The sequence below is a fragment of the Stenotrophomonas nitritireducens genome (assembly GCF_001700965.1).
GTDB classification, from domain to species: domain Bacteria; phylum Pseudomonadota; class Gammaproteobacteria; order Xanthomonadales; family Xanthomonadaceae; genus Stenotrophomonas; species Stenotrophomonas nitritireducens_A.
On the sequence record NZ_CP016756.1, the window covers coordinates 2,081,688 to 2,105,052 of the forward strand.

At 64.8% G+C, this 23,365-nt stretch carries 27 protein-coding genes; 16 read left to right on the plus strand and 11 right to left on the minus strand.

From position 1 onward, the window contains the following. The first annotated feature begins 32 nt into the window (after positions 1-32). Positions 33-695: a hypothetical protein gene (locus BCV67_RS08855; protein ID WP_062171090.1), complete on the plus strand. Its 663-nt coding sequence runs from the start codon at positions 33-35 to the stop codon at positions 693-695. Positions 696-1,049: 354 nt separating this feature from the next. Here BCV67_RS08855 and BCV67_RS08860 read toward each other — a convergent pair whose 3' ends face one another. Then, positions 1,050-2,342: an MFS transporter gene (locus tag BCV67_RS08860; RefSeq protein ID WP_062171088.1), complete on the minus strand. Its 1,293-nt coding sequence runs from the start codon at positions 2,340-2,342 to the stop codon at positions 1,050-1,052. A 177-nt stretch (positions 2,343-2,519) separates the two neighbouring features. Here BCV67_RS08860 and BCV67_RS08865 point away from each other — a divergent pair, with 177 nt between their 5' ends. The 7 genes from BCV67_RS08865 to BCV67_RS08890 all read left to right on the plus strand — a co-directional run bounded on the left by BCV67_RS08865 (position 2,520) and on the right by BCV67_RS08890 (position 9,431). Next, the gene (locus BCV67_RS08865) at positions 2,520-3,317 is read left to right on the plus strand and encodes a GntR family transcriptional regulator (protein WP_062171086.1); all 798 of its coding nucleotides are present in this window, start codon (positions 2,520-2,522) and stop codon (positions 3,315-3,317) included. Between the two features lie 8 nt (positions 3,318-3,325). Further along, positions 3,326-4,597, plus strand: coding sequence for a 3-isopropylmalate dehydratase large subunit (locus BCV67_RS08870; RefSeq protein ID WP_062171084.1), 1,272 nt, complete (start codon positions 3,326-3,328; stop codon positions 4,595-4,597). Then, positions 4,594-5,091 carry a 3-isopropylmalate dehydratase gene (locus tag BCV67_RS08875; protein WP_062171082.1) on the plus strand — a complete coding sequence of 166 codons (498 nt, stop codon included), beginning with the start codon at positions 4,594-4,596 and terminating at the stop codon, positions 5,089-5,091. Before BCV67_RS08870 ends, BCV67_RS08875 begins: the two co-directional genes overlap by 4 nt. Then, on the plus strand, positions 5,088-5,930 hold the full coding sequence (locus tag BCV67_RS08880; protein ID WP_062171081.1) for a hypothetical protein: 843 nt from the start codon (positions 5,088-5,090) through the stop codon (positions 5,928-5,930). Before BCV67_RS08875 ends, BCV67_RS08880 begins: the two co-directional genes overlap by 4 nt. 251 nt (positions 5,931-6,181) lie before the next feature. Next, a complete protein-coding gene (locus BCV67_RS08885; protein ID WP_062171079.1) occupies positions 6,182-8,107 on the plus strand; it encodes a CocE/NonD family hydrolase in 1,926 nt (641 codons plus the stop codon). Positions 8,108-8,639: 532 nt separating this feature from the next. Then, positions 8,640-8,891 (plus strand): hypothetical protein, encoded by a 252-nt coding sequence (locus tag BCV67_RS20065; protein ID WP_156455923.1) that lies wholly within the window; start codon positions 8,640-8,642, stop codon positions 8,889-8,891. Positions 8,892-9,080: 189 nt separating this feature from the next. Continuing rightward, positions 9,081-9,431 carry a BON domain-containing protein gene (locus tag BCV67_RS08890; RefSeq protein ID WP_062171077.1) on the plus strand — a complete coding sequence of 117 codons (351 nt, stop codon included), beginning with the start codon at positions 9,081-9,083 and terminating at the stop codon, positions 9,429-9,431. A gap of 253 nt (positions 9,432-9,684) precedes the next feature. Here BCV67_RS08890 and BCV67_RS20070 read toward each other — a convergent pair whose 3' ends face one another. Further along, complete coding sequence (locus tag BCV67_RS20070; protein WP_156455922.1) at positions 9,685-9,849, minus strand: hypothetical protein; 165 nt, start codon at positions 9,847-9,849, stop codon at positions 9,685-9,687. A 92-nt stretch (positions 9,850-9,941) separates the two neighbouring features. Between BCV67_RS20070 and BCV67_RS20075 the strand changes: the two genes are divergently transcribed. Continuing rightward, positions 9,942-10,088: a hypothetical protein gene (locus tag BCV67_RS20075; protein ID WP_156455921.1), complete on the plus strand. Its 147-nt coding sequence runs from the start codon at positions 9,942-9,944 to the stop codon at positions 10,086-10,088. Between the two features lie 33 nt (positions 10,089-10,121). On the opposite strand, the gene BCV67_RS08895 is transcribed toward BCV67_RS20075, so the two are convergent. Next, complete coding sequence (locus BCV67_RS08895; RefSeq protein WP_062171075.1) at positions 10,122-10,766, minus strand: hypothetical protein; 645 nt, start codon at positions 10,764-10,766, stop codon at positions 10,122-10,124. A 2-nt stretch (positions 10,767-10,768) separates the two neighbouring features. Beyond that, on the minus strand, positions 10,769-11,695 hold the full coding sequence (locus BCV67_RS08900; RefSeq protein WP_062172023.1) for a Ku protein: 927 nt from the start codon (positions 11,693-11,695) through the stop codon (positions 10,769-10,771). A 389-nt stretch (positions 11,696-12,084) separates the two neighbouring features. Here BCV67_RS08900 and BCV67_RS08905 point away from each other — a divergent pair, with 389 nt between their 5' ends. From BCV67_RS08905 to BCV67_RS08910, 3 genes are all read left to right on the plus strand, one after another. Continuing rightward, positions 12,085-12,678 (plus strand): NADPH-dependent FMN reductase, encoded by a 594-nt coding sequence (locus BCV67_RS08905; protein WP_062171073.1) that lies wholly within the window; start codon positions 12,085-12,087, stop codon positions 12,676-12,678. 171 nt (positions 12,679-12,849) lie between these two features. Beyond that, the gene (locus BCV67_RS20085; protein WP_156455920.1) at positions 12,850-13,173 is read left to right on the plus strand and encodes a hypothetical protein; all 324 of its coding nucleotides are present in this window, start codon (positions 12,850-12,852) and stop codon (positions 13,171-13,173) included. A 571-nt stretch (positions 13,174-13,744) separates the two neighbouring features. Continuing rightward, positions 13,745-14,317 (plus strand): Ax21 family protein, encoded by a 573-nt coding sequence (locus BCV67_RS08910; RefSeq protein ID WP_062171071.1) that lies wholly within the window; start codon positions 13,745-13,747, stop codon positions 14,315-14,317. Between the two features lie 521 nt (positions 14,318-14,838). Here BCV67_RS08910 and BCV67_RS08915 read toward each other — a convergent pair. From BCV67_RS08915 to BCV67_RS08935, 5 genes are all read right to left on the minus strand, one after another. Continuing rightward, positions 14,839-15,867, minus strand: coding sequence for an NAD(P)H-dependent glycerol-3-phosphate dehydrogenase (locus BCV67_RS08915; protein ID WP_062171069.1), 1,029 nt, complete (start codon positions 15,865-15,867; stop codon positions 14,839-14,841). A gap of 19 nt (positions 15,868-15,886) precedes the next feature. Next, positions 15,887-16,402, minus strand: a complete 516-nt coding sequence (secB, locus tag BCV67_RS08920) for a protein-export chaperone SecB (RefSeq protein ID WP_062171067.1) — start codon at positions 16,400-16,402, stop codon at positions 15,887-15,889. Between the two features lie 104 nt (positions 16,403-16,506). Continuing rightward, entirely contained in the window at positions 16,507-16,944 is a 438-nt protein-coding gene (locus tag BCV67_RS08925) for a rhodanese-like domain-containing protein (protein ID WP_057629188.1), read from the minus strand. Between the two features lie 64 nt (positions 16,945-17,008). Then, positions 17,009-17,437, minus strand: a complete 429-nt coding sequence (locus BCV67_RS08930) for a hypothetical protein (RefSeq protein WP_062171064.1) — start codon at positions 17,435-17,437, stop codon at positions 17,009-17,011. Between the two features lie 25 nt (positions 17,438-17,462). Beyond that, positions 17,463-17,921: a YiiD C-terminal domain-containing protein gene (locus tag BCV67_RS08935; protein ID WP_062172019.1), complete on the minus strand. Its 459-nt coding sequence runs from the start codon at positions 17,919-17,921 to the stop codon at positions 17,463-17,465. Positions 17,922-17,963: 42 nt separating this feature from the next. On the opposite strand from BCV67_RS08935, the gene BCV67_RS08940 reads away from it, so the two are divergent. The 4 genes from BCV67_RS08940 to BCV67_RS08955 all read left to right on the plus strand — a co-directional run bounded on the left by BCV67_RS08940 (position 17,964) and on the right by BCV67_RS08955 (position 21,580). Further along, a complete protein-coding gene (locus tag BCV67_RS08940) occupies positions 17,964-18,746 on the plus strand; it encodes a uroporphyrinogen-III synthase (protein WP_156455919.1) in 783 nt (260 codons plus the stop codon). Between the two features lie 114 nt (positions 18,747-18,860). After that, positions 18,861-19,838, plus strand: a complete 978-nt coding sequence (locus BCV67_RS08945) for a uroporphyrinogen-III C-methyltransferase (RefSeq protein ID WP_062171060.1) — start codon at positions 18,861-18,863, stop codon at positions 19,836-19,838. Then, positions 19,835-21,097: a heme biosynthesis protein HemY gene (locus BCV67_RS08950; RefSeq protein ID WP_062171058.1), complete on the plus strand. Its 1,263-nt coding sequence runs from the start codon at positions 19,835-19,837 to the stop codon at positions 21,095-21,097. The genes BCV67_RS08945 and BCV67_RS08950 overlap by 4 nt, the downstream gene beginning before the upstream one ends. 45 nt (positions 21,098-21,142) lie before the next feature. Further along, positions 21,143-21,580, plus strand: a complete 438-nt coding sequence (locus BCV67_RS08955; protein ID WP_062171055.1) for a hypothetical protein — start codon at positions 21,143-21,145, stop codon at positions 21,578-21,580. 55 nt (positions 21,581-21,635) lie between these two features. On the opposite strand, the gene BCV67_RS08960 is transcribed toward BCV67_RS08955, so the two are convergent. Together BCV67_RS08960 and BCV67_RS08965 are read right to left on the minus strand one after the other, a co-directional pair. After that, positions 21,636-22,184: a hypothetical protein gene (locus BCV67_RS08960; RefSeq protein WP_062171053.1), complete on the minus strand. Its 549-nt coding sequence runs from the start codon at positions 22,182-22,184 to the stop codon at positions 21,636-21,638. A 151-nt stretch (positions 22,185-22,335) separates the two neighbouring features. Further along, positions 22,336-23,271: a hypothetical protein gene (locus BCV67_RS08965; RefSeq protein ID WP_062171051.1), complete on the minus strand. Its 936-nt coding sequence runs from the start codon at positions 23,269-23,271 to the stop codon at positions 22,336-22,338. Between the last annotated feature and the right edge of the window lie 94 nt (positions 23,272-23,365).

Here is a 23,365-nt window from a genome sequence, read left to right on the forward strand (position 1 = left end):
CCAACCGGGAGCGATGTCTTTTGGAGAACACGATGGATTACCAATTGCTGTTGTTGTTGCACCTGTTGATCGGCGGCTACTGGCTGGGCGGTGACCTAGGCGTGTTCTACATCGCCGGCAAGATCGCCGATCCGGCGCAACCGTTGCCGGTGCGCCTGTTTTCGGCCAAGGCGATGATGCTGCTGGACATGATTCCGCGTACCTGTCTGATCATGGCGCTGGGCACCGGCCTCACCATCGCCAGCAAGGCCGGCCTGCTGCCGCTCGAAGGTTGGCTGTGGCTGGTATGGCTGGGCACCCTGGCCTGGTTGGGTTTGGCCTGGGCAGCCTTCATCAAGGAACACTCCGCAGCAGGACTGCACATCGCCCGCGTCGATTTCTATCTGCGCCTGCTGGTGCTGGTGGGCTGTGTCGCGGCCGGCATTGATGCCTTGAGCGATGGCGGCTTCATCGCACAGAGCCGCTGGCTGGGCGCCAAGCTGATCCTGTTCGCCGGCATCATCAGCATGGGCCTGCTGGTACGCATCCAGCTGCGTCCATTCGGCCCGCTGTTCGGCAAGGTGGTCACCGGTACCGCCAGCGATGCCGACCAGCAATCACTCAAGCAACTGGTGGCACGGGTGAAGATCCCGGTGCTGTGCATCTGGATGATCATCCTGGCCATCATGGTATTGGGCAAGCTCAAGCCGTTCTGAGTTGTGCTGCATGCTGTGAACAGCAAAGGCCCGCGTAAGCGGGCCTTTGTTGTTGTGCAGCCCCTCACGATGCCATGGCCGTCGTAGGAGCGGCGTAAGCCGCGAAGCCCGCACATCATCAGATTGCACAACTGTCCGCGACTTCAACAATGTCGGCTTCGCGGCTGACGCCGCTCCTACAGGAAACTCGCGGTCCGCGCCTGCGCTGACACTTGCTTTTTTTCTTTGTGGGAGCGGCGTCAGCCGCGAAGCAAGCGCATCATCAGATGGCACAACTGCCAATGACTTCAGCAATGTCAGCTTCGCGGCTTACGCCGCTCCTACAACAAGCGCGGCGCTGCAGCTACCATTCACTCAAACCAGCCCGCGCACCACCGAAGAATCCTGCCCAGGCACCTGCGTACCTTCGCCCTCGCCTGCCGCCGCCGCATGTGCCAGGCGCCGCTCATCGCGTACGAAGAACGAGGCCAGCAGACCGATCGCCACCAGCACCGCAATCACCGTAAACGCAACGTGGTAGTTGCCGAAGTGATCGAACATCACCGCGGTCAGCCAGATCCCCAGGCCGGCCGAGGTGGCATCCATCAAGGAGATGGTGCCGAGGATCTTGCCGGCGGCGCTGAGCCCGAATGCCTCGACGATCTGCAGCTGCAGGATCGCGTACAGACCGCCCCAGCCCAGCCCCATCACGATCAAGCCGGTCCACAGCAGGTCGCGGTGCTGCAGGGCGATGATCACCGCGCCCACCGCCATCAAGGCCACGTTGCAGACGAACACCTTCTTGGCCGTGGTCACGTCGGCCAGGAAGCCGAACAGGAACTTGCCGACCATGCCCAACCCAAACAGCAGGAACATGCCGTTGCCCGCCTGCTCACCACTGAAACCCAGGTCCTTCATGTTGAGGATCAGGTGCGAGGACAGCGACATGATTCCCCAGAACGTGGTCACCGCCACTACCGCCAATGCCCAGAAGGTGCGGGTGCGCAGGGCCTGACCATAACTGAGGTCGGGCAGGCTGCTGCTGCAACCGGGCGCGCCGGCGCTGCTGGTCTGGCCCTCGCCCCAGCGGCGCAGCCCCTTGCCATCGGGCGAGCGCACCAGCGCCAGGCACAGCACGAACAGCGCTACCGGTATCACCGCCATCAGCAGGAAGCTGCCGCGCCAACCGTGTTCGGGCAACAGCGCGATGATGATCTTGGGTACCAGCATGCCGCCCAGGCTGCTGCCGACCAGGGCGATGCCCAGCGCGGTGCCACGGCGGGTCTGGAACCACTGCGAGACCATGATCACCGCCACGCTCAGGCCGCTGCTGACCACCACCGCGGCGAAACCAACATGGATCAGATAGACGTGGGCGATGGAATGCACCTGCGAGTAGGCCGCATACAGCACCGCCAGCAGCAGGCTGCCGAACAAGGCCAGGCTGCGCACGCCGATGCGGTCGATCAGCGCGCCGACAAAGGGCGACATCAGTGCCGCCAGCAGCAGGTTGAACATGTCGCGGAACTTGAGCTGGCCACGGCTCCAGCCGAATTCATCCAGCAGTGACGGGTCGAAGGCGGTTATCCCGGTCATGGTCATGCCATTGGAGATCGCCAGCATCAGCATGGCCACGATGCAGATCAGCCACGGGTAGAAACGTTTCATCGGCACACCTGTTACGGGAGGGGTGAACGGGGAACGCATGCCACTACAACAATGTCCGGACAAAGAATGGCACAGTCCGGCCGCCGGATGTAGCCCGAACCGCGGATTGCGGCATCGGTCAAATATAGTTATATAGATATATCATTAAGATTATTCTGAGCTGCCAGGCCTGCTGCCGTGGACCCGTTCACCACCCAATCCCTGGAGGGCGTCCTCCGCCGCGACGTGCACGCGCCGCTCTATCACCAGCTGCAGTGCTTCCTGCGCGGGCTGATCGAGCGCGGCGAGATCGGCGATGGCGAGCAGTTGCCACGCGAGGAAGAGCTGGCCCGGCGCCTGCGCATCTCGCGGGTGACGGTGCGCCAGGCCCTGCAGCTGCTGGCCGATGATGGCCTGCTGGTACGCCAGCGCGGCCGTGGCACCCGCGTGGTCGGCGGCAAGGTCCGCACCTCGACCATCCCCATGCCGCTGAAGACGCCGCTCGGCGAGCTGCTACACACGCTGGACACGCTGGCAGGCAACACCCAAGTGCGGCTGCTCGGCTGGGAACGCATCGTGCCGCCCGAGCCCATCCGCGAACTGTTTGGCAGCGCGGCCGATGAGCCACTGGTGCGCTGCGTGCGCGTGCGCAGCCGCCATGGTCATCCTTTCGGCTACTACGGCAGCTGGACCCGCACCGTGCATCCGGATTTCAACGCCGAAAACCTGGCCTATGGCTCGCGCATCGACCTGTTCCGCCGCTGCGGCATCGAAGTGGTCAAGGTGCAGCAGACCGTGTCCGCCAAGCGGGTGGGCGCGCTGTCGGCCATGCACCTGCAGATGTCGACCGGCCAGGCGGTGATGACGCTTGACCGCCGTTCCTACGATGCCAACCAGCAGTTGCAGGATCTGCTGGAAATCCAATACCGCCCGGACCAGCTGCGCTACCAGATGCGCCTGGACTACGAAGCCAACAACCCGGAGACGTCTGCTTGAGTGCGACCGTGAGTGCAACGCTTGCCGAAAAAATCCTCGCCCGTGCCTGCGGGCGTGAGGCCGTGCGCGCCGGTGAAATTCTCACCGCCAGGCTCGACCTGTTGATGATGCACGACTCCGGCGGCCCCCGCCGGGTGGCCTCGCGCCTGGAAAAACTCGGTGCCAAGGTGTGGGACCCGAACAAGGTGGTGGTGGTCTCCGATCACTTCGTACCCGCCGTGGACATGGAAAGCGCCGACATCCTCGCGCTCACCCGCAAGTGGGCGCAGGCCCAGGGCGTCACCCATTACGACATGCTCGGCATCTGCCATGTGGTACTGCAGGAACACGGCCATGTGCAGCCGGGCATGTTCTGCGTGGGTGGTGATTCGCACTCGCCCAGCGGCGGCGCCTTCGGTGCCTTCATGGTCGGCATGGGCGCCACCGACATCACCGGCGCGCTGGTCACCGGCGAAGTCTGGCTGCGTGTGCCGCAGACCACCCGCGTGCAGCTGGACGGCGTGCTCGGCGCCGGTGTCAGCGCCAAGGACGTGATGCTGATGCTGTGCGGCCAGTACGGCATGGGCAACGAAGGCCAGGTGTTCGAGTACGGCGGCAGCGCGGTGCAGGCGATGCCGATGCATGAGCGTCTGACCCTGTGCAACATGGCTGCCGAACTGGGCGCGGAAACCGGCATCGTCGAACCCGATGCGACCACGCTTGCGGCACTGGAACAGGCCGGCAAGCCCTTCCACGGTGACCTGGCGCAATGGTGCAGCGACGCCGACGCCAACTACCTGCATCACTACCGCTACGACGCCGCGCAGATCGCGCCGCACGTGGCCGCACCGCACAGCCCGGCCAATAGCCGGCCGGTGGGTGAGCACGGCAACGTGCATATCGACCAGGCCTATATCGGCGCCTGCACCGGTGCCAAGCTCACCGACCTGCGCATGGCGGCTGAGGTGTTGAAAGGCCGCAAGATCGCCAAGGGTATGCGCCTGTTGATTGCCCCGGCCTCGGTGGCGATGACCGCACAGGCGGCTGCCGAAGGCACCCTGGCCACGCTGACCGCAGCCGGTGCCATCCTGCTGCCGTCCGGCTGTGGCGCCTGCGCCGGCATGGGCGCGGGCATGCTCAGCAGCGGCGAAGTGTGCATGTCCACCACCGCGCGCAACTTCAAGGGCCGCATGGGCTCGGCCGAAGCGCAGGTCTATCTGGGCTCGCCGTACAGCGTTGCAGCGGCGGCGGTGAAGGGCGAAATCTGTGATCCGCGCGAACTGCTGGGAGAAAGCGCATGAATGTCCGTGGCAAGGCCTTCGTCTTCGGCGACCGCATCGACACCGATGTGCTGGCGCCCGGCCCCTACATGCGCGAACCGATGCGCGTGCTTGCCAGCCACTGCCTGGAAGCGGTGGATCCGGCATTCGCCAGTGAAGTGAAGCGCGGCGACATCGTGGTCGGCGGCGAGTCCTTCGGCATTGGTTCCTCGCGCGAGCAGGCGGTGCAGGCACTGGCCGAACTGGGCGTGGGCGCCATCATCGCCAAATCCTTCGCGCGCATTTTCTATCGCAATGCGCTGAACCTTGGCGTGCCGGCGCTGGTGTGTGCGAACCTTGAGGCATCGCGCGGCGATGAACTGGAAGTACGCCCGGTGGAAGGACGCATCATCAATCACACCACCGGCCGCGAATTCGACTGCGAGAAAATCCCCACCGAGCTGATGGAAATCGTCGCCGGCGGCGGCCTGATGCCCTGGCTTGAGCGCAAACTGGCCACGGAGCGCCGCACATGAAGCAAGGCATCATCCACGCCACCTTGATCGCACCGGACCTGCAGCAGGTCTGCGACGCCTATGCCGCGCAGCTGGGGCTGTTCGTGCAGCAACAAGGCACGCTGAGCGGCGAGGATGCCGCCGCGCTGGATCTGCACGATCTGGCAGGCGCGCCGTTGGCGTGGTTGGCCAACAGCGCGGGCGAGCCGGTGTTGCGGGTAATCGAGGACCCCGCTGCGGTTCTCGGTGAACCGATGTACCGCCACGGCTGGCTGTCACTGGAAGTGCTGGTCGGTGACATCGATACGCTGGCCGCCAGTTTGCAGCCGCCCTTCAAAGTGCTGGGCGCCGCCGCCAACCTGGAACTGAGCGATGCCATCCGTGCCGCGCAGGTGCTGGGCCCGTGCGGCGAGCTGCTCTACCTCACCCAGATCAAGGCACAGGTGCCGCCATTCGATCTGCCGGTGACAGATGCCAGGGTGGCCTCCACCTTCATCGGGGTGATGACCACGCCGGATCGCGATGCCTCGCAACGCGCCTGGTCGGCTTTGCTGGGCGCGAAAGGCTGGGCCTTCGACACCAAGATCACCGTACTCAACCGCGCCTATGGCATGCCACTGGAAGGCCGCTTCCCGGTCGCCGTGGTGCCGATGCCGGGGCAATGCATGGTCGAAATCGATCAGGTGGAATTGCCTCCTGCAGCCAAGGTCCGTCATGCCGGTCAGTACAGTCTTGCGATGCGTTTGCCGGCGGTGGAGGACAGCGTGCTGCGTGAGGCCGGTTGGCAGCTATGCGCTGTCGGTGAGTGCCGCAGCCTGCGTGGGCCGGCTGGGGAGCATGTGGAGTTGCTTGCTGGGTGAGTTTGGGGTTGAAGCGTAAAGCTTTAAAAGCACCCCTCCCCAACCCTCCCCTGCGCTCTGCGCAAGGGAAGGGGTAACGGCGGTACCCGTTGACCTGACACGGCGCAGCAATCAGCCCCCTCCCTTGCGCAGAGCGCAGGGGAGGGTTGGGGAGGGGTGCCTTCCGCATCAACCCCATGACCTTTGCCATGTGTAACCACCGCTACACAGGCATAGCGTCAGCGTTTGCCCCGAACGCGTGAGGTCGAGCAATGCGGATCCAGATCCTGGCAGCAACCGTCGCCGTCGTCTGCGGCATCGGCATTGCACCCAGCGCAGCGGCGCAGGTCTCGCCGATGACGCCGGACATCACCGGCAAGAAGTTCGTTGCCCCCGAACCGGCGCGCGACTTCATCAAACGCGAGGTGATGATCCCGATGCGGGACGGGGTCAAGCTCTACACCGTGATCATGATCCCCAAGGGCGCGCACAACGCGCCGATCCTGTTCACCCGCACGCCCTACAACGCGGCCGGCCGGGTGGATCGCACGCCGGGCGCGACACGCCTGGTCGACGCGCTCGCCCAGGGCGATACGGTATTCGCCGAAGACGGCTATATCCGCGTGTTCCAGGACGTGCGCGGCAAGTACGGCTCCGAAGGCGACTACGTGATGACGCGGCCGCCGCGCGGTCCGCTCAACCCGGGCAAGATCGATCACAGCACTGACGCCTGGGACAGCATCGATTGGCTGGTCAAGCACCTGCCCGAGTCCAACGGCAAGGTCGGCATGCTCGGCTCGTCCTACGAAGGCTTCACCGTGGTGATGGCCCTGCTAGATCCCCACCCGGCATTGAAAGTGGCCGCGCCGGAAAGCCCGATGATCGATGGCTGGATGGGCGATGACTGGTTCCAGCACGGCGCCTATCGGCAGGTGAATCTTGGCTACTTCACCGGCCAGATGACCGCACGCGGTGCCGGTGCGAAAATGGCCATGCCCGGCGCCGATGACTACAGCAGCTTCCTGCAGGCTGGCTCGGTCGGCGCGTTTGCGAAGGCGCAGGGACTGGAACAGATACCGGCCTGGCACAAGGTCAGCGAGCACCCGGCCTATGACGCGTTCTGGCAGCAGCAGGCGTTGGACAAGCTCTTGGCCAAGCTGCCCGAAATCACGGTACCCACCATGTGGGAACAGGGCGCGTGGGATCAGGAAGACATCTACGGCGCACATACCGCCTGGGCCGCGCTGGAACCCAAGGACCACGACAACACCCGCAACTTTCTGGTGATCGGCCCGTGGCGGCACAGCGGTGCCAATTACAACGGCAGCTCGCTCGGCGCGCTGGACTTCAACGGTGATACCGCGCTGCAGTGGCGCCGCGATGTGCTCAAGCCGTTCTTCGACCAGTACCTCAAGGACGGTGCGCCAACCGCCAACACACCACCGGTCTGGGTCTATGACGCCGGCGAGAACCGCTGGAACACCTACACCACCTGGCCGCAGAGCTGCAGCAACGCCTGCGGCGCCAGCGCACGCCGCCTGTACTTGAACGCCGACGCGCAGTTGGCTTTTGACAGCAGCGGCGGCGAAGCACAGTACGCCGAATACGTCTCCGACCCGGCCAAGCCGGTGCCGTTCGTGCCGCGCCCGGTGAACATGGGCGACCGCGACGTATGGACCACGTGGCTGGTGCGCGACCAGCGTTTCGTCGATGGCCGCACCGATGTACTCACTTACACCGGGCCGGTGTTGGACAAACCGATGAAACTCGCCGGCATGCCGCAGGTGCAGCTCAATGCCTCCACCTCCGGCACCGACAGCGACTGGGTGGTCAAACTTATCGATGTCTACCCCGATCAGTATCCCGACAACCCGAAGCTGGCCGGCTATCAGTTGCCACTGGCGATCACGATCTTCCGTGGCCGTTACCGCGACAGCTTCAGCCAGCCCGCACCGCTCAGCGCCAATGCGGTGCAGTCCTACCAGTTCGATCTTCCCAACGTGAACCAGACTCTGCAACCCGGCCACCGCTTGATGGTGCAGGTGCAGTCCAGCCTGTTCCCGCTGTACGACCGCAACCCGCAGCAGTACGTCGACAACATCTTCTTTGCCCAACCCGGCGACTACCGCAAGGCCACGCAGCGCATCTGGAACACCCCAGAACATCCGAGCTTCATCACCCTGCCCGTTGTTGAATGATACGGTTGCAGGCGTGCTTCGCATTGCCGATGCCGGTGCAAGCACACCGCGCACGTGGATCACTTCTTCGTGCGCTATGCGTCAACCCACGCGCATCGGCAGTTGATTCACTGCTGATGCTTCACTGTCGGACCATTGCCGCCGGGCAGCAATACTGAACCGGGCGTCACGCACAGCACACACACGTTTGCTTGGCGTTTCGGAAGTGCGTGCTATAGCAGTAGCTGGCACTATCGCCTGCAATGCACAGGAGCGTGTATGAAGCGCAGAAGGTTCAGCCAGCGCAGCATCATCCTGATCGGCATCGCCGTCATCGTCTTGGTCATCACGCTGTCCATCGCGCCTTGGTAATTGTTCCCTGGTAGCTCTTCAACGCTGGCTGGCCCAGCGTGCTACGCCGCACACCAAGGTGCGGCGCCAACCCAATGAGCGCCAATGCGCAGTTCTGCGCATTCAGTCATTGCCGCTCATCCTGCTCCCCGCTATAGCTGCAACAGCCAGATGCGGGGGGATCGCATACCGGAGCATGTAAATGCACAACGTTCAATTTTTTCTGGAAGGCCCTGGCCGTCAACGACGCCCGGTGACGCTGCTGGCAACAGAGTCTAAAAGCGTGCCCAAGGGCAGCAACGATGGGCGTCGCGTGGCCACCATCGGCCTGGTTGATGTCTGCTTCCATACGATGATCGATGCGCAGGGCAACATCGCCCAGCAGATCGACTTCGATGGCTACCGTTTCAAGTTCAGGGATTCCAACCTGCCGTGGGACCTGATGATCGCCTGAGTTGTTTGAGCTGCGCTGATTCCGGCAGATGCCCCCTGCGTCAGCGTCCGCTCTACCCCACTGCAAGCTGTACGCGTTACGCCACGTTTGCATTTCGTGCACCTGCTCGTCACTCCCTGCAGGCACCGCCTTAATCGCCATCCATGCATTCTGCAGGTGGAGCATCGTTGCTCCCTCAGGAGATGCGCCATGGATACCCGCAATATGAAGAAGCTGCTGTTCGCCGGCATGATCGCCGTGGGTTGCGCAGGTACTGCGCTCACCGTGCAGGCTGCCGGTCAGCAGGCCATGCAAGGCCATGAATCCGAGCAACCCGGCACCGACACCTGGATCACCACCAAGGTGAAAGCCGAGCTGCTGACCACCAAGGATGTCTCGGGAATGGAAATCAAGGTCGAAACCGTCAATGGTGTTGTCAGCCTCAGTGGCACGGTTGCCACCAAGGTCGAAGCTGACCGCGCCATCGCTGCCGCCAAGGGCATCAAGGGCGTAACCAGCGTCGACAGTTCACAGCTGAAGGTGGCCGGCGCACATCATTGATCATGCGCTGATGCAGCAACCTGTGTGCATGCCTGGCATGCAACACGGATGAAGAAGGCGGCACCTCACGGTGCCGCCTTCTTTTTCTCTACCGGTTTTTCGCCAGGTGCTTTCTTGTCCGGCGGCTTGCAAGGTGTATCGGGAGCGGGTTGATGTGGCGGTGGATCCTGCACCGGCACGGTTGACGATGCATCGCCGGCCCAGATGCCACGCCACGGCTCAACCCCACCGAAAACCGAGACCCGCGCCGGGGTCACTCTTCTTCTTCGTTGTCGCGCTGCGGGGCCTTCTTCTCGCGACCGGGTTGTTCGCGGTCGGGCTGATCGGGTTTGCCCGGCTGTTGCTGCGCGTGGCGTTGCGGGTTGCTGCGGGGATCCTGAACGTCGCTGCGCTGTGGCGTGTTGTGTTGGGTGGACATCGAACTTGCCTCGCATTTGGCGGCAGGGGCGCCGCACGCACAGACTCGCCCCGGCCCCGTTAGTGCGGGGTCCTTAATTCGTTTTTCCGCGCATGATCCTGATGAACAGGCCAATGCGTTCAGCGCCGCTTGCTGTTGGCACGGCGCACACAGCAGCGTGCGCGGCGATGCTGCTGGCCAGCGCGTTCGGGCCGCGCGATCACGCAGTGCTTTGCGCTGATACCCGCTTCATCGTCTGAACAGAGCAGGCGTGCGCGGACGCCAGCGCGAACTCACCACTGGCCCGCAGCGGTGAGCAACAGGCTGTTGCGCGCGTGCCAGGCGTGCAGCTCGGCGGACACCAGCCCATCGATGGGCAGTTGCAACGCGGCGTAGGCATCCAGCCCGTCGCGCAGGCGCAGCAGCCCCGGGTGTGCGGTGGCGGCCGGCCAGGTTGCCGGCGCACCGAAGCCGCTGCTCGCGGCCTGTTCCGCACTGGCCAGCAGCTCTGCCTGGCGGGCAAGCCGCTCGCGCACCCACACCTGCAACGAAGGGTGCACCGTGAAGCCCTCCAGCTGCAGCGCATCGCGCAACTGGCTCAATTCACCCAAGGCACCGCGCAGCCATTCTGTGTGTCCGCCGGCGCGTGCAGGCACCGTCAGTGGCGCCGGTGCCGCATGCGCGCGCAATTGCCGCTTCCAGCGTGTTTCCCAGCTGCGCGCCTCCTGCTCGGTTTCGGCCTCCACCAACCACCCCAACGGCAGATCGAACAGCGAGTAATAGCGCGATGAGAACGCCTGCAGCCGCGTCATTGGATCGGTGGCGATGCCGAGCTTTGCGTAGTCTTCGCCGGCGCAGGGAAACACATACAGATATGTGCGCCCGCGCAGCCGCCTGCCACCATTGCCCAGCGCCACTATCCGCCGCGCGCCGGCCATTGCTAGCGCGCAGCCGCCTTGCGCGCGGTTTTTGCGGGCTTGCCGGCAGTTGCCGCCTTGCTGGCCTTCTTGGCTACCTTGGCTGCCTTGGCTTTCTTTGCCGGTGCACGTTTGCGCGCGGGGGTACGTTTGTTCTCGTCCAGACTCTTCTGCAGCAGCGACATGAAGTCGACCACATTGGTGGTGGCATCCTCCGGCTCGGGCGCCTGCTCGTCGATGATGCGGGTGGTGGCGCCCTTGGCTTTCAGGCGCTTGCGGATGATCGCCTGCAGCCGTTTGCGGAACTCGTCTTCATAGCTTTCCGGCTGCCACGGCGTGGCCATGGATTCGATCAGGCTGGCCGCCATCTCGGTTTCGCGGCTGCTGATGCGGTAATCGGAAGCCTTGCCGCTGGGCAGCTTGTATTCGGAAGGGTCCACCAGTTCCTGCGGGTAGCGCAGCATCAGCAATACCAGCGCGTCGCCTTCGGCGGCAACAGCGCACAGGTATTCGCGGGTGCGGATGACAACCCGCGCCACCCCCACCTTGCCGGTTTTCTTCAACGTCTCGCGCAGCAGCACATAGCCTTTTTCGGCCTTCTTGCCCGGCACCAGCACATAGGGTTTCTCATAGAAGCGCAGGCCGATGGCATCGCGATCAACGAATGCCTCGACGTCGATGGACTCGTGGGTCTGCGGTGCGGCCGAGGCGATGTCCTCCTTCTCCACCACCACATAGCTGCCCTTGTCGTACTCGAAGGCCTTGATGATGTCCTTCCACGGCACCTCTTCGCCGGTCTCGGCATTGACCCGCTCGAAGCGGATCGGCTTCTTGTCGCGCGAGTCGAGCATGCGGAAGCTGATGTCCACCTTGCGTTCGCCGCTCATCAGCGATACCGGCACGTTCAGCAGGCCGAAGGAAAGGGTGCCACTCCAGATGGGACGGGCCATGGTGTCGACCATAGGTGGGAACTGATGCAACGCTCGCCGGGCAGCGCGAAAACCTGCGTGAAGAAAGCACCACGCGTATTCACACTGAGGGGAACGCCCCGGCCACGCGCGCGGCTTCGCGGGTGCGGCCGGTGAGCGCCTTGTCGATGACCAGCAACGCATGCTGTTTGCGGCGCGGGGGATGGCCGTCACCCAGTCGCTCGGCAACCAGCCGCCTTCGTGCCGGTCCCGAACGCCTGTCTGCTACCAAGGGCGCTGGCGGGTCAACGTCTTGCCCCGCTGCTCTGGGAAAACCTGGCATGCGGCGGCGCGCCGACTGCATCATGGGCATGGCGCTGCTGGCCAGTGCGGCCCTTCTTCTGATTTGAATCACGCAAAAGGAAAACCCGATGTCCCTCGATGCTCGTCCCATACATGTGCTTGCCTTCGCTGGCAGCCTGCGCCGCAACAGCTACAACCGCCACCTGCTGGAAACCGCTGCCCTCGCCGTCCCGGAGGGCATCCAGCTGACGGTGTACGACAGCATCGCCGACGTGCCATTGTTCGACGAGGACCTGGAGGCGGAAAACCCGGCCGGTCCGGACGGCGTGCGCCGCCTGCGTGCCGCAGTCGCGGCCGCCGACGCGGTGCTGATCGCCACGCCCGAATACAACCAATCACTGCCCGGCGTGCTGAAGAACACCATTGACTGGCTGTCGCGCAAAACACCCGATGGCCAGGAAGTGCTGGCCGGCAAGCCGGTCGCCATCATCGGTGCCACTCCCGGCCCGTGGGGCACGCGCCTGGCCCAGGCGCAGCTGCGCCAGGCACTTGTGGCCACCGGCTCGCTGGTGATGACGGCACCGATGCTGTTCGTTCGTGATGCCGCACGCGTCTTCGACGCGGACAGCGGCCACTATGACGCGGCAACCCAGAAACGACTCACGGCCGTACTTCACTCCCTGCAACGCTGGTCCCGGCAGCAACTCGCCAGCCTCGACTAAGCGCGTGGCGCCCAGGCCGCCCTGCGCGTTTGGGCGAACACAGCAGCTGCACGGCGGCGGCCAGCATCAGCACCCTGTCGTTGTCGTTCATCGCCTGTGCGATCCGGCCGTTATCCGCTGTGTTCACTGTTCAACTCCTTTGATTCAAATGGGAAGTGCAAGCACCTCGCGATGCCTGCCAACTGCGTCTGGAAGTACGGTGCCGGGTTCATGCCGCCATCAGCCGCGCAACGCGCGCAGCCCTTCAAACAACGGTCAACGCCGCGCGCGATCCGCATACCGCTGTCGGTATGCCTTGGCGATTCACGCCATAACGCGGCGTCCATGCGTTGGCGGCGTATTGCGAGAACGCTGCTGGTGCCCGCAGCACGCCTGTGCGATTGCGGGCCTGCTATCGCGCTGCACCGCAATGGCAATGGACGGATCGCGGTTTTCTGCCGGCAGGCGTGCAGCGCTTTGAGCTGTTTTATGGGCCTGAAGCAGATGCACCGGTGAAATGGAAACCCGGCGATGGCGGCGAATTATCTGCGTGCACACCGGACAGATACATCAGAAATAACTCAAACCACGCCACTCTTTTCTTGAGCAGGCGTGGGTGTTCCGCTTATGAAGGAACGAGGAAGATGCTGGCTTTCGCCCCACTTGATTCACTAGTGAAACCGCATCGCGAGTGACGACGCTCAAGCAAGTGCCGGTGCAGGTACCGCACGGTGCAACGCAGGACCGCGACCGTCGCCATGAGCGCAGCCTGTGCGCGACGCAATGCGGATCGCAGCGTGATGCGTTCAACCTCCGCCGCGATTATCCAGCGCCATCACTCACCACGATGGGTAGAACGTCATATGGCGGGGACGTCACTGGGAGCGATGACGTTTCAAGCGCGCAAGCGTTCGCTTTGTGGCCAACACAAACCGTAGCCAAAGTTCCCGCGTTGTTCGCCTAATTTATGTACTGGTCAGTTTGGTATTCAGGATGGGTTCCGTCGGCTAACGGATAATTCACAACTATCGAACGGCCACAGATTCAGGTCGACATCGATCAAGACCAATAACGAGGTAATGCCGAAATGAAGACTTCTTTGATCGCTTTGGGCCTGTTGGCCGCCCTCCCGTTCGCCGCTTCGGCTGCCGATGGCCTGTCCTACAACTATGTTGAAGGCGGCTACGTGAATACCGATACCAAGGGCGGAGACGCCGATGGTTGGGCAGTGAAGGGCTCGGTTGCGGTGCACCCGAACTTCCATGTGTTCGGTGAGTACAGCGCCCAGGAAACCGACAAGTTCAAGGATGACGTGGACCAGTGGCGCCTGGGTGTTGGCTACAACTACACCGTGGCCCCGAACACCGACCTGCTGGCTCGTGCGGCCTATCAGAAGCTGGATCTCGAGTACGGCCCGAAGTTCAGCGGCTACAGCGCTGAAGTCGGCGTGCGCACCGCCTTCAACCAGAACTTCGAAGGCTATGCCCTGGCTGGTTACGAGAACTACAGCAAGAAGCGCGGCTACGACCCGGATGGCGAGTTCTACGGCCGCGTTGGCGCCACCGCCAAGTTCACCCCGAACTGGGGCCTGACCGGCGAAGTGAAGCTGGCCAAGGCTGGCGACAAGGAATGGTTCGTCGGCCCGCGCTTCACCTGGTAAGCGACAAAGCTGCAAGCAACAAATAGTGGTGTTGTATGGCGCGTGACCTCTCTCCCACGCGCCGCTGGAAGCCCGGTCCTCCCCCGACCGGGCTTCTTTTTTTTGCGCGCCCGGCGCCGCTTGCTTCGGTAGTGCCGAGCCATGCTCGGCAGAGGCTTCACCAACAACACCCTCAGCCGCAAGATTTCTGTCGAATCCAGAGAGCCAGTACCTCCCGGGTGCGCTGCGCTTACCCGGGCTACGTCCCTGGCTCATGTAGTGCCGAGCCATGCTCGGCAGGGGCTTCACCAACAACCCCGCAGCCGCAAAATTCCTTTGTGGGAGTGGCGTAAGCCGCGAACCCGATGCCTCATCAGATCGCATAGGTTGCCAAGGGTTTCAGCAAAGTTAGCTTCGCGGCTTACGCCGCTCCCACAAAGAGCCAGAGAGCCAGAGAGCCCAGCGCATCCGGGGTGCACGAAAAGAAGGAAGAAAAGAAAAAGCCCGGCATTGCCGGGCTTTTCTTCAATCTTCGCGCATCCTTACTTGAACAACGTGTCCGGGTATTCCGGCTTCTGTTCGCGGGCCAGCAGCTGCTGCAGGCCTTCGGACGGGCTCAGTTCGCCGTGCAACACCGACTGCACCGCCTTGGAGATCGGCAGGTCGATGCCGTGACGGTCGGCCTGGCGCATGACTTCATCGGCGGTCTGCACCGATTCCACCACCTGGCCGATTTCCTTCACCGCATCGGGCAGGCTCTGGCCACGGCCGAGCGCCAGACCCAGGCGGCGATTGCGCGACAGGTCGCCGGTACTGGTCAGCACCAGATCGCCCAGGCCAGCCAGGCCCATCAGCGTTTCCGGTTTGCCGCCAATGGCAGCCGCCAAGCGCAGCATTTCGTTGAGACCACGGGTGATCAGGCCGGCACGGGCGTTCAGGCCCAGCTGCATGCCATCGGCCACGCCGGTCGCCACCGCCAGCACGTTCTTCATTGCCCCGCCCAACTCGGCACCGACCATGTCGTCACCGGTATAGGCGCGGAATGCCGGGCCGTGCATGGCGTCGGCCACCTGCTGGGAAAACGCCTCGTCATCGCCGTGCACGGTGATGGCGGTGGGCAGGCCCAGGGTGACCTCCTTGGCGAAGGACGGGCCGGTGACGACGGCCAACGGCACGTCCGGGCCCAGCACTTCGCGCGCGACTTCATGCAGGAAGCGGCCCGAGCCGGGCTCGAAGCCCTTGGTCGCCCAGGCCACGCCCGCACCCGCCGGCCGCAGCGGCGCCAGCGCGCGCACGGTTTCGGCAAAGGCATGTGACGGCACCACCACCAGGATCCAGTCGGCACCGGCAACGGTGGCCGCCAGGTCGGTGCTGGCACGCAGGGATTCGGGCAAGGGAATCCCCGGCAGATACCGGGGATTCTCATGACGCTGATCAATCGCTTCGATTACCGCTGCATCACGCCCCCATAGCACGGTCGTATGACCGTGCCGGGCCAACAGCGTGGCCAGCGCGGTGCCCCAGGAGCCCGCGCCGAGAACGGCGATCTTTTCCGCGTCGTTCGTACTCATGCTTGAACGCAGACGCCGATCAGGCGTTGCCAGCCGGCTCGGAGTCGGCCAGCGACGGCTCGCCCTGCTGCTGACGCTGACGCAGGGTTTCGGCGTACAGGCCTTCAAAGTTGATCGGCTGCAGGTAGAACGGCGGGAAGCCGCCAGCCTGGATCAGGTCCGACACCATCGAACGCACGTACGGGAACAGGATGTTCGGGCACTGGGTGCCGAGCAGCACGTCGATGGCCTGCGGCTCCAGGCCGATCAGGCCGAACACGCCAGCCTGCTCCACTTCGGCCACATAGGCGGTCTTGTCACCGGCCTTGCAGGTCAGGGTCACGCCCAGCACCACTTCAAAAGCGGTGTCGGACAGGCGCTGCACCTTCTGGTTCAGGTTCAGCTGCAGGTCCGGCTGCACGTTCTCGTTGAAAATGGTCGGGGAGTTCGGCGACTCGAAAGAAACGTCCTTGACGTAGATCTTCTCGATGGTGAAAGCCGGGCCGTTGGCGGATTCGTCGGCCGGGACTACGCCGTTGGTGTTCTCTTCGGACATTGCTCAAGACTCCAGAACAGATTGTTCATTGAATGGGATTAGTACAAGACCAGCGATGGGGGCGGTTGCCCACCGACACAAGCCCTGTCTGAAAATTTGCTGACTCAGTTGCGGCCCTTGACCAGCAGCAGGTCCGCCGCCTGCCATGCCGGCAGGCCACCGTCGAGCACATAAACCTGCTCGTAACCGGCTTTTTTCAGGGCTTTAGCGGCCGTTGCCGAGGCATTGCCGGTACGGCACAGCAGCACCACCGGGCTCTGCTTGGCATTGGCCAGCAGCTTGTGCGCGGGGGTCAACTGCGCCGGCTGCACATTGCGGCTACCGGCAATATGGCCCTTCTCGAAGTCGGCCGCGGCCGACAGATCGATCACGGTCGCACCGCCGGCATTGATCATATGGGTCAATTCGGACGGCTTGAGCGATTTGTAGCCGCGGAACAGGCGCGCGATCTCGGTGGCGATGATGGCCACCGTCAGGCCGACCAGGGCCAGCGACAGCATCGGATTTCGGCCGGCGAAGGCCAGCAACTCTTCGTAATTCACTCAGGTCACGGGTCGATAAGCGGGCGTGGATTGTCGCACAGCCGGTGAAAGCCCAGCCAATGGCTCATTGGCCCTGCCATAGATCCGGCAAACCGGCCGCCTGCCACCAGCGTTTGGTCTGTGCATCCCAGCGCCAGCGCTCGTTCACCATGACCAGGCGTTCGGCCTGGGTATTGCGGTTGATCACGCCCATTTCCACCCGCCGCTCGATGCTGCCATCGGCGCCCACGCCGGCCGAGCGCTCGCGGTAGCTGGACACCTGGATCTGCCGGTAGCGCTCGCGCTGCAGGTCGCTCAGCGGGTGCTGCTGCAGGTACTGCGGGTCGATGAAGCCTTCAGCCTTGTCGAAATCGCCCCAGCGTACCGCCGCCACATAGGCGTCCTGGGTGGGCACCAGCTTGCTGCGCTGCGCCCGGCTCGGGCCTTCGGCCTGGGCCATGCCGGCCACCAGCAACAGCGCGACAGCAGCGGACTTGAACGGATATCGGAACATGCGGTCCCCTCGGTGATGGCTGATCTTAGCCCTTGCTCAGCGCCACGAAACGCCCTTCGAACTCGGCCGCACCGCCTTCGATCGCTGCCCGCACGGTCACCCTGGCCCGGCCGCGCTTGCCGAACAGGGCCAGGAAGTCGTCCCAGTCCTGCTCCGGTGCCAAGCGGGCGGTCGCCAGCAGATCGCCATAGACCGGTGCGCGATAGCGGATATTGCTGTCGGCCACGTACACCTCGGCCTGCTTGCCGGCCAGAGCCAGGCGCATGCTGACCAGCGCCCAGCCGGCCAAGGTCATCACCGAGGCCAGGCTGCCGCCAAAGGCATTGCCCTTGTCGTTGACGTTGGCATCCAACGGCGCCTGCATGCGCAGCACGCCATTGTCGTAGCTGGCAATGCGGATACCCATCGCCGCAACCGGCGGCATTGCCGCCAACGTGCGCTGGAGTTCTTCCAGCAACACGGGTTCATCAATATGTTCGGACATGAAAGAGAACGCAAATCGGAAAGCGCCTGCATAATGCATGGAATGAACCGCCCCGCCTATGTGCCAGCCGACACGGTCTGGCATCTCATCTCGATGCGTCCGCAAGGGCAGCACGACACCCTGCGCAGCGCGGCGGCACGTTTGGGTGCACGTACGCTGGCGTTGTCACCGTGGCGGCTGCAGATGCGTACCGATGAGGCAACCCGCGCGCAGCTGAACGCCGCCCGCGACTACGACCGCGTGGTGTTCACCAGCCCTGCCGCCGCCGAGGCTGCAGGGCGTCTGCTGCGCCTGGCGGAACTGCGTCCGGGCAGCGTGGTTGCCGTGGGCGAGGGTACAGCGCGCGCATTGCGCCGCTACGGCGCGCTGGATGTGCAGGCGCCCAGCCGCATGGACAGTGAAGGCCTGCTCGCCTTGCCGGCCATGCAACAGCTGCGCGGGCTGCGTGTGGCCCTGGTCACCGCGCCCGGTGGCCGTGGCGTGATTGCTGCGCAGATCAATGCACGCGGCGCATCACTGCAGCGCATCGATGTCTACGAGCGGGTGCCGCTGCCGGTGAGCAAGGCCACCCTTGCCCGCCTGCAGGCCCTGCCGCAGCCCTACGTGCTGGCACTGAGCAGTGGCGAAGCACTGCAGACGGTGCTGCCGCATCTGCCCGCCGCATTGCTGCAGCAGTGGCAGCAGGCGCCGGTGGTTGCCGCCAGTGAACGGCTGGCCGAGCTGGCCGCCGAACTGGGCTTCTGCAAGCTGCATGTCGCTGCGGGGCCATTGCCTGGGCAACTGGCCAGCGCTGCCCATGCCGCACTGTTTCCGGCCGCAGGCTGAGCACGCAACCAAAGGCGACTTGCAGGCCTGCAGCGCGCGGGCGATGCTTTGTCAGCACCAATTGCGTGGTCACCCTTGTGCCGTGGCCAGGCCCGCCAAGGATGTTGCCCCCCGATGAATGATGTTGCCCCCGCTCCACCCCGCCGCCCACTGCGCTGGCTGCTGCCACTGATCGCGATTGCCGCACTGGGCGCGGCGGGCTGGTTTGGCTGGCACAGCTGGCAGGCCCGCGAGCAGCAGGCCAACCTGGCCCGCGACAACGCGCTCCAGCAGCTCACCGCCATGCAACAGGGGCTGGAGGCACTGCGCCGCGATCAACGCGCCAACGCCCGCAGCATCCAGGACGCGGCCGCCACCAACCGCGTGCTGCGCGATGAGGTCCTGGGCCTGGGCCAGCGCAGCGCGCTGCTGGAACAGAACCTGGCCCAGCTGGCCAACAGCTCGCGCCAGGGCGCGCAGGCCATACACCGCGAAGAAGCCGAACTGCTGCTCAACCAGGCCCAGCAACGGCTGGTCTATGCCGGCGACCTGGATGGCGCTCGCCGTCTGTACGGCTTGGCTGCCAACGCCCTGGACAGCATCGACAGCCCCGACTATCTCAACCTGCGCCAGGCGTTGATCCAGGAACGCAATGCGCTGGATGCATTGGGCCCGGGTGTGCGCGCCCGCACTGCGGCCCAGCTTGACCAGTGGGCCGGGCAACTGGAGCAGCTGCCCGAACACCTGCCCATGGCCGCCGATACCGCCCAGCCGTGGTGGCAGCAGATGTTGTCGCCGCTGGTGCAGATCCGCCCGGCCGACGGCAAGGTGCTGGTCGCCCGCTCCGAGCGCATCGCCGCCAATGACTCACTGCAGATCGAACTGAGCCTGGCCCGCGCCGCCCTGGAACGCGGCGATGACAAGGCCTGGCAGCAGGCGCTGGACCGCTGCGACGTCTGGCTGCAGCGGCTGTGGCCGGATACCCCGCAGCGCCAGCAACGGCGCGCAGAACTGCGCCAGCTGCGCGCCGTGGAACTGCGCCCCACCCTGCCCGAACTGGGCAGCACCCTGCAGCAGCTGCGCAGCATGCGCGCCGCGGAGGTAACACCATGAAGGCTTTCCGATCCCTGTTGCTGGGGCTGCTGGTCGCGGCCATCGGCATTTTTGGCGCGCAGTGGCTGGGCCAGGACTCGGTGCGTGCGCTGGGCGAGGTGATTGTCCGCGCCGGTGACCACGACTACATCGCCACCTTGCCGCAGGCCGCCTTGGCGGTGCTGATTGCCGCGTTGCTGCTGTGGCTGCTGTGGAGCCTGGTCAGCACCCCGTTCCGGGCCTGGGCTCGCCACCGCCGCAAGCAGGGCCGCGCCCGCCTGATCGATGGCCTGCAGGCACTGGACAACGGCCAGTGGCAGCGCGCCGAAAAACTGCTGCAGAGCGCAGCCAGCGACAGCACCGTGCGGCCGATCGCACTGGTCGCGGCGATGCGCGCCGCTGAAGCGCGCGCGGACAACAGCAGCGCCGGCCAATACCTGCAGCAGCTGGCCGAGGCCGACCCGCACCTGCATGCCCTGCACAGCGCCGAGCGCTGGCTGCAGCTGGACAAGCCTGTCGAAGCAATCAACGCACTGGACCTGCCCGCCCTGCAACCGCTGCCGCCGCGCGGCCTGCTGCTGCGCACCGAGGCGCTGCAGCGTGCCGGCCGCGCCGAAGAGGCTTACGGCCAACTGGGCGCGCTGCGCCAGCAACAGGTGCTGCCGGCCAACGCGGTGGCCGAACTGGAAACCCAGCTGGCGCTGCAGATGCTCGATGAAGCCAGCGACGTCAACGCGCTGGCGGCGCGCTGGGAAGTGCTGCCCAAGTCGCTGCGGGTCAGCCCTGCGGCGGTTGCGCGCTATGCGCAACGCGCGGTGGCGTTGAACTGGGGCGACGTGGCCCTGCGCAGCATCGAGCAGACGCTGGACAGCCATTGGGATGAAGCCCTGGTCACGCTGTACGCGCAGCTGCCGGTGGACAAGCTGGATTCACGTCGCGCCAGTGCGCAGCGCTGGCTGCAGACGCATCCGTCCAGCCCGGCGCTGCTGCTGGCGCTGGCGCGGCTGGCCGGCGGCCAGGGTCAGTGGACGCAGGCCGAGGAATTTCTGCACCGTGCCATCGCCCAGGGCGCTGGCGCCGAGGCCTGGGAAGCCCTGGGTGAGAATTTCGCCGCGCAGGACGAACCGGCGCTGGCCAACCAGTGCCTGCTCAATGCCGTGCACGCACGACGCGGCCAGCCCGTGCAGCCGATCCAACACCGCAGCCTGCACCAGCAGATCCAGGACCAGGCCGTAGCCGAGGAACGCGACGCGCATGGCTACCCGCGATTGCCGGGTTGAGCTCCGGCTCCGGCACCTGCACACCGCCTTTGGCAACGAACCGCAATGAACATACCTACCGATATCCATGCCCGCGTGGTCGCGCTGACCGACGCCATCCTCGACGCCTGCGAGGACCCTGAAAACGACACCGCAACAGCGCTGTACGCACAGCTGCACGCGTATTGCGATGCGGTTGCCGCAGCCGGGCGCGATCACCCGTTCCTGTGGGAAACACTGGCCGACTTCACCGCCGACGACCGCACCGCCATCGCGCACTACAACCGTGCCCTGGCACTTGCCAGCGCGGCCCGGGCCAGCAGTTACGAAGCCTCGATCGGCCTGGCATTGGCCGAGCGGTACTCCAACCTGGGCGATGTGGCCGCCGCCCGTCAACATGCGCTGCAGGCCGATACGGTGGCCCAGCACAGCGACGACCTGCCACTGCGCAAGGCCATCAGCCAGTTCCTGCTGGATCACTCGCAGGCGGCCGACGAAGGCTGAGCTGCAGCCAGGGCCCGCGCGGATGGCGGCGGGCCCTGACAATGACCGTCAGCGGCTAGTCGCGGCGGTACGGGTAGCGCGGCAATCGCGCCAAGAATGCCGTGGATACCCCGCGATACACCGCCAGCTCCACATCGATCTTCTTCGGCTTGAGTATCTGCATTCCGATCAAGCCCCATAGCAGCATCACCAGGAACGCCAGGATACCCAGGCCGATCACCGCGCCGCTGTCGAACAGGAAGCAACCGAACAAGGGCACCAGCGACGACCACGCCATCAGGATGAAATTCAGGCGCCGCTTGCGGTGTTCGGAACACAGCCCGACGTGATGCACCGCCTGCTTGCGCACCGCCAATGCCGCAATCAGATAGACCAGGAAGTGCAGCAGGATGAGCAGGTACAACCAGGGTGAGTGCCAATAGAAACTGCGCTTGCGGTATTCCAGCGCCGGCCGCCCACACTTGACGCAGTACCGTGGCAGATCGCTATGCGGCAGTGCCAGCAGCTGATCATCATCGCGCCAGCAGGTGGCCTCCGCAGACGCGCTGTTGGTCAGCGGCGGCGGCACCGCCTCCGGCGCAGCATATGGGTTGAACTCATCCATCGATTGCATCCCCTGTGAGTGTGCGGCGGGCCGCCTCCCGAGCGACCCGCGCCTGCGCCGACGGCGTGACAACTAAGTATGTGGCAGCCAGCTCTCCCGGCGGAATATCGGCAGGCGGGCAACACGTCGCGCCGCCCTGCACCGGCAGTGCTCAGCGTCGGCGCTGGTCCGGCGCGACCTCACTGGCCGCTTCACCGGCCTCCGCGTCGACGGCCATTTCCGCCGCATGGACCGCATCTGCAGCCGCTGCGGCAGCATCGGCTGCATCAACAGCCGTGTCTGCGGCGGCCTGCGCAGCGGACGCCGACATGTCACCAACCACCGCAGGCAACCTCTCCGTGGACGTGTTGTCCAGCGGCGCATTGGCATCCACCGCCATGGCGCTCATCGCATTGTTGGCGGCGATAAGCTGCAGCTGCTGTGCAATTTCGGCGGCGTACTGCCGGCGGGTAGATTCGCTCTCCGGCCCGACCACCAGCTTTTCCGGCAACGGCTGCAGGCGCTCAAAGCGGGCACGCGCGGCGTCGAACTGCGACAGCCTGCGTTCCCATTCGCCCAACAGCATCTGGCAATGCAACCAGGGCGCATCGCGTTCGGCCGCAGCGCGCGCATCCGGGCACTGCTGGGCAACGGCCGCCGACGCGGCCTGCACGTAGCGCGGGTATTGCTCGGGCGAGGCCTGCCAGGTTGCGCTCTGCAGCACACCGGCGCGGTCGCGGGCCGGCGCGCCAACCGCTTCAAACAAGTGCGCCAGTAGCCAGTAGCTGGTCTCGGTGCCGCGCATTCGCTGGTATTCATCGCTTGCGACCACCGCGCTCAACCGCTTGATCTCCTCGGCGCTGAAATCATCCTTGTAGATCACGAAGCCATTGCCCGGGCACGACACCAGTGGCCAGGGCGACTGGATGGCGCCGTGCAGGCGGCCGTCCAGGAAATGCCCGAACGCCGTGCCCGAACCCATTTCCTGCGCGCTGAAGCGCTCACCGCCAATCGGGCAGACGTGCTCCACCTTCATGAAGGTCATCGCAGCGGCCGGCGCCGCTACCGCCGACAACAGCACAGCCAAACCGATCGCAATGCGCTTCATGCCCTGTCCCCATCCTTTGGTGAGCAAACCTAATGCCGACCCATGGTCGGCAGGATAATCACATGCAGTGCCGACCCATGGTCGGCAAGGGGCA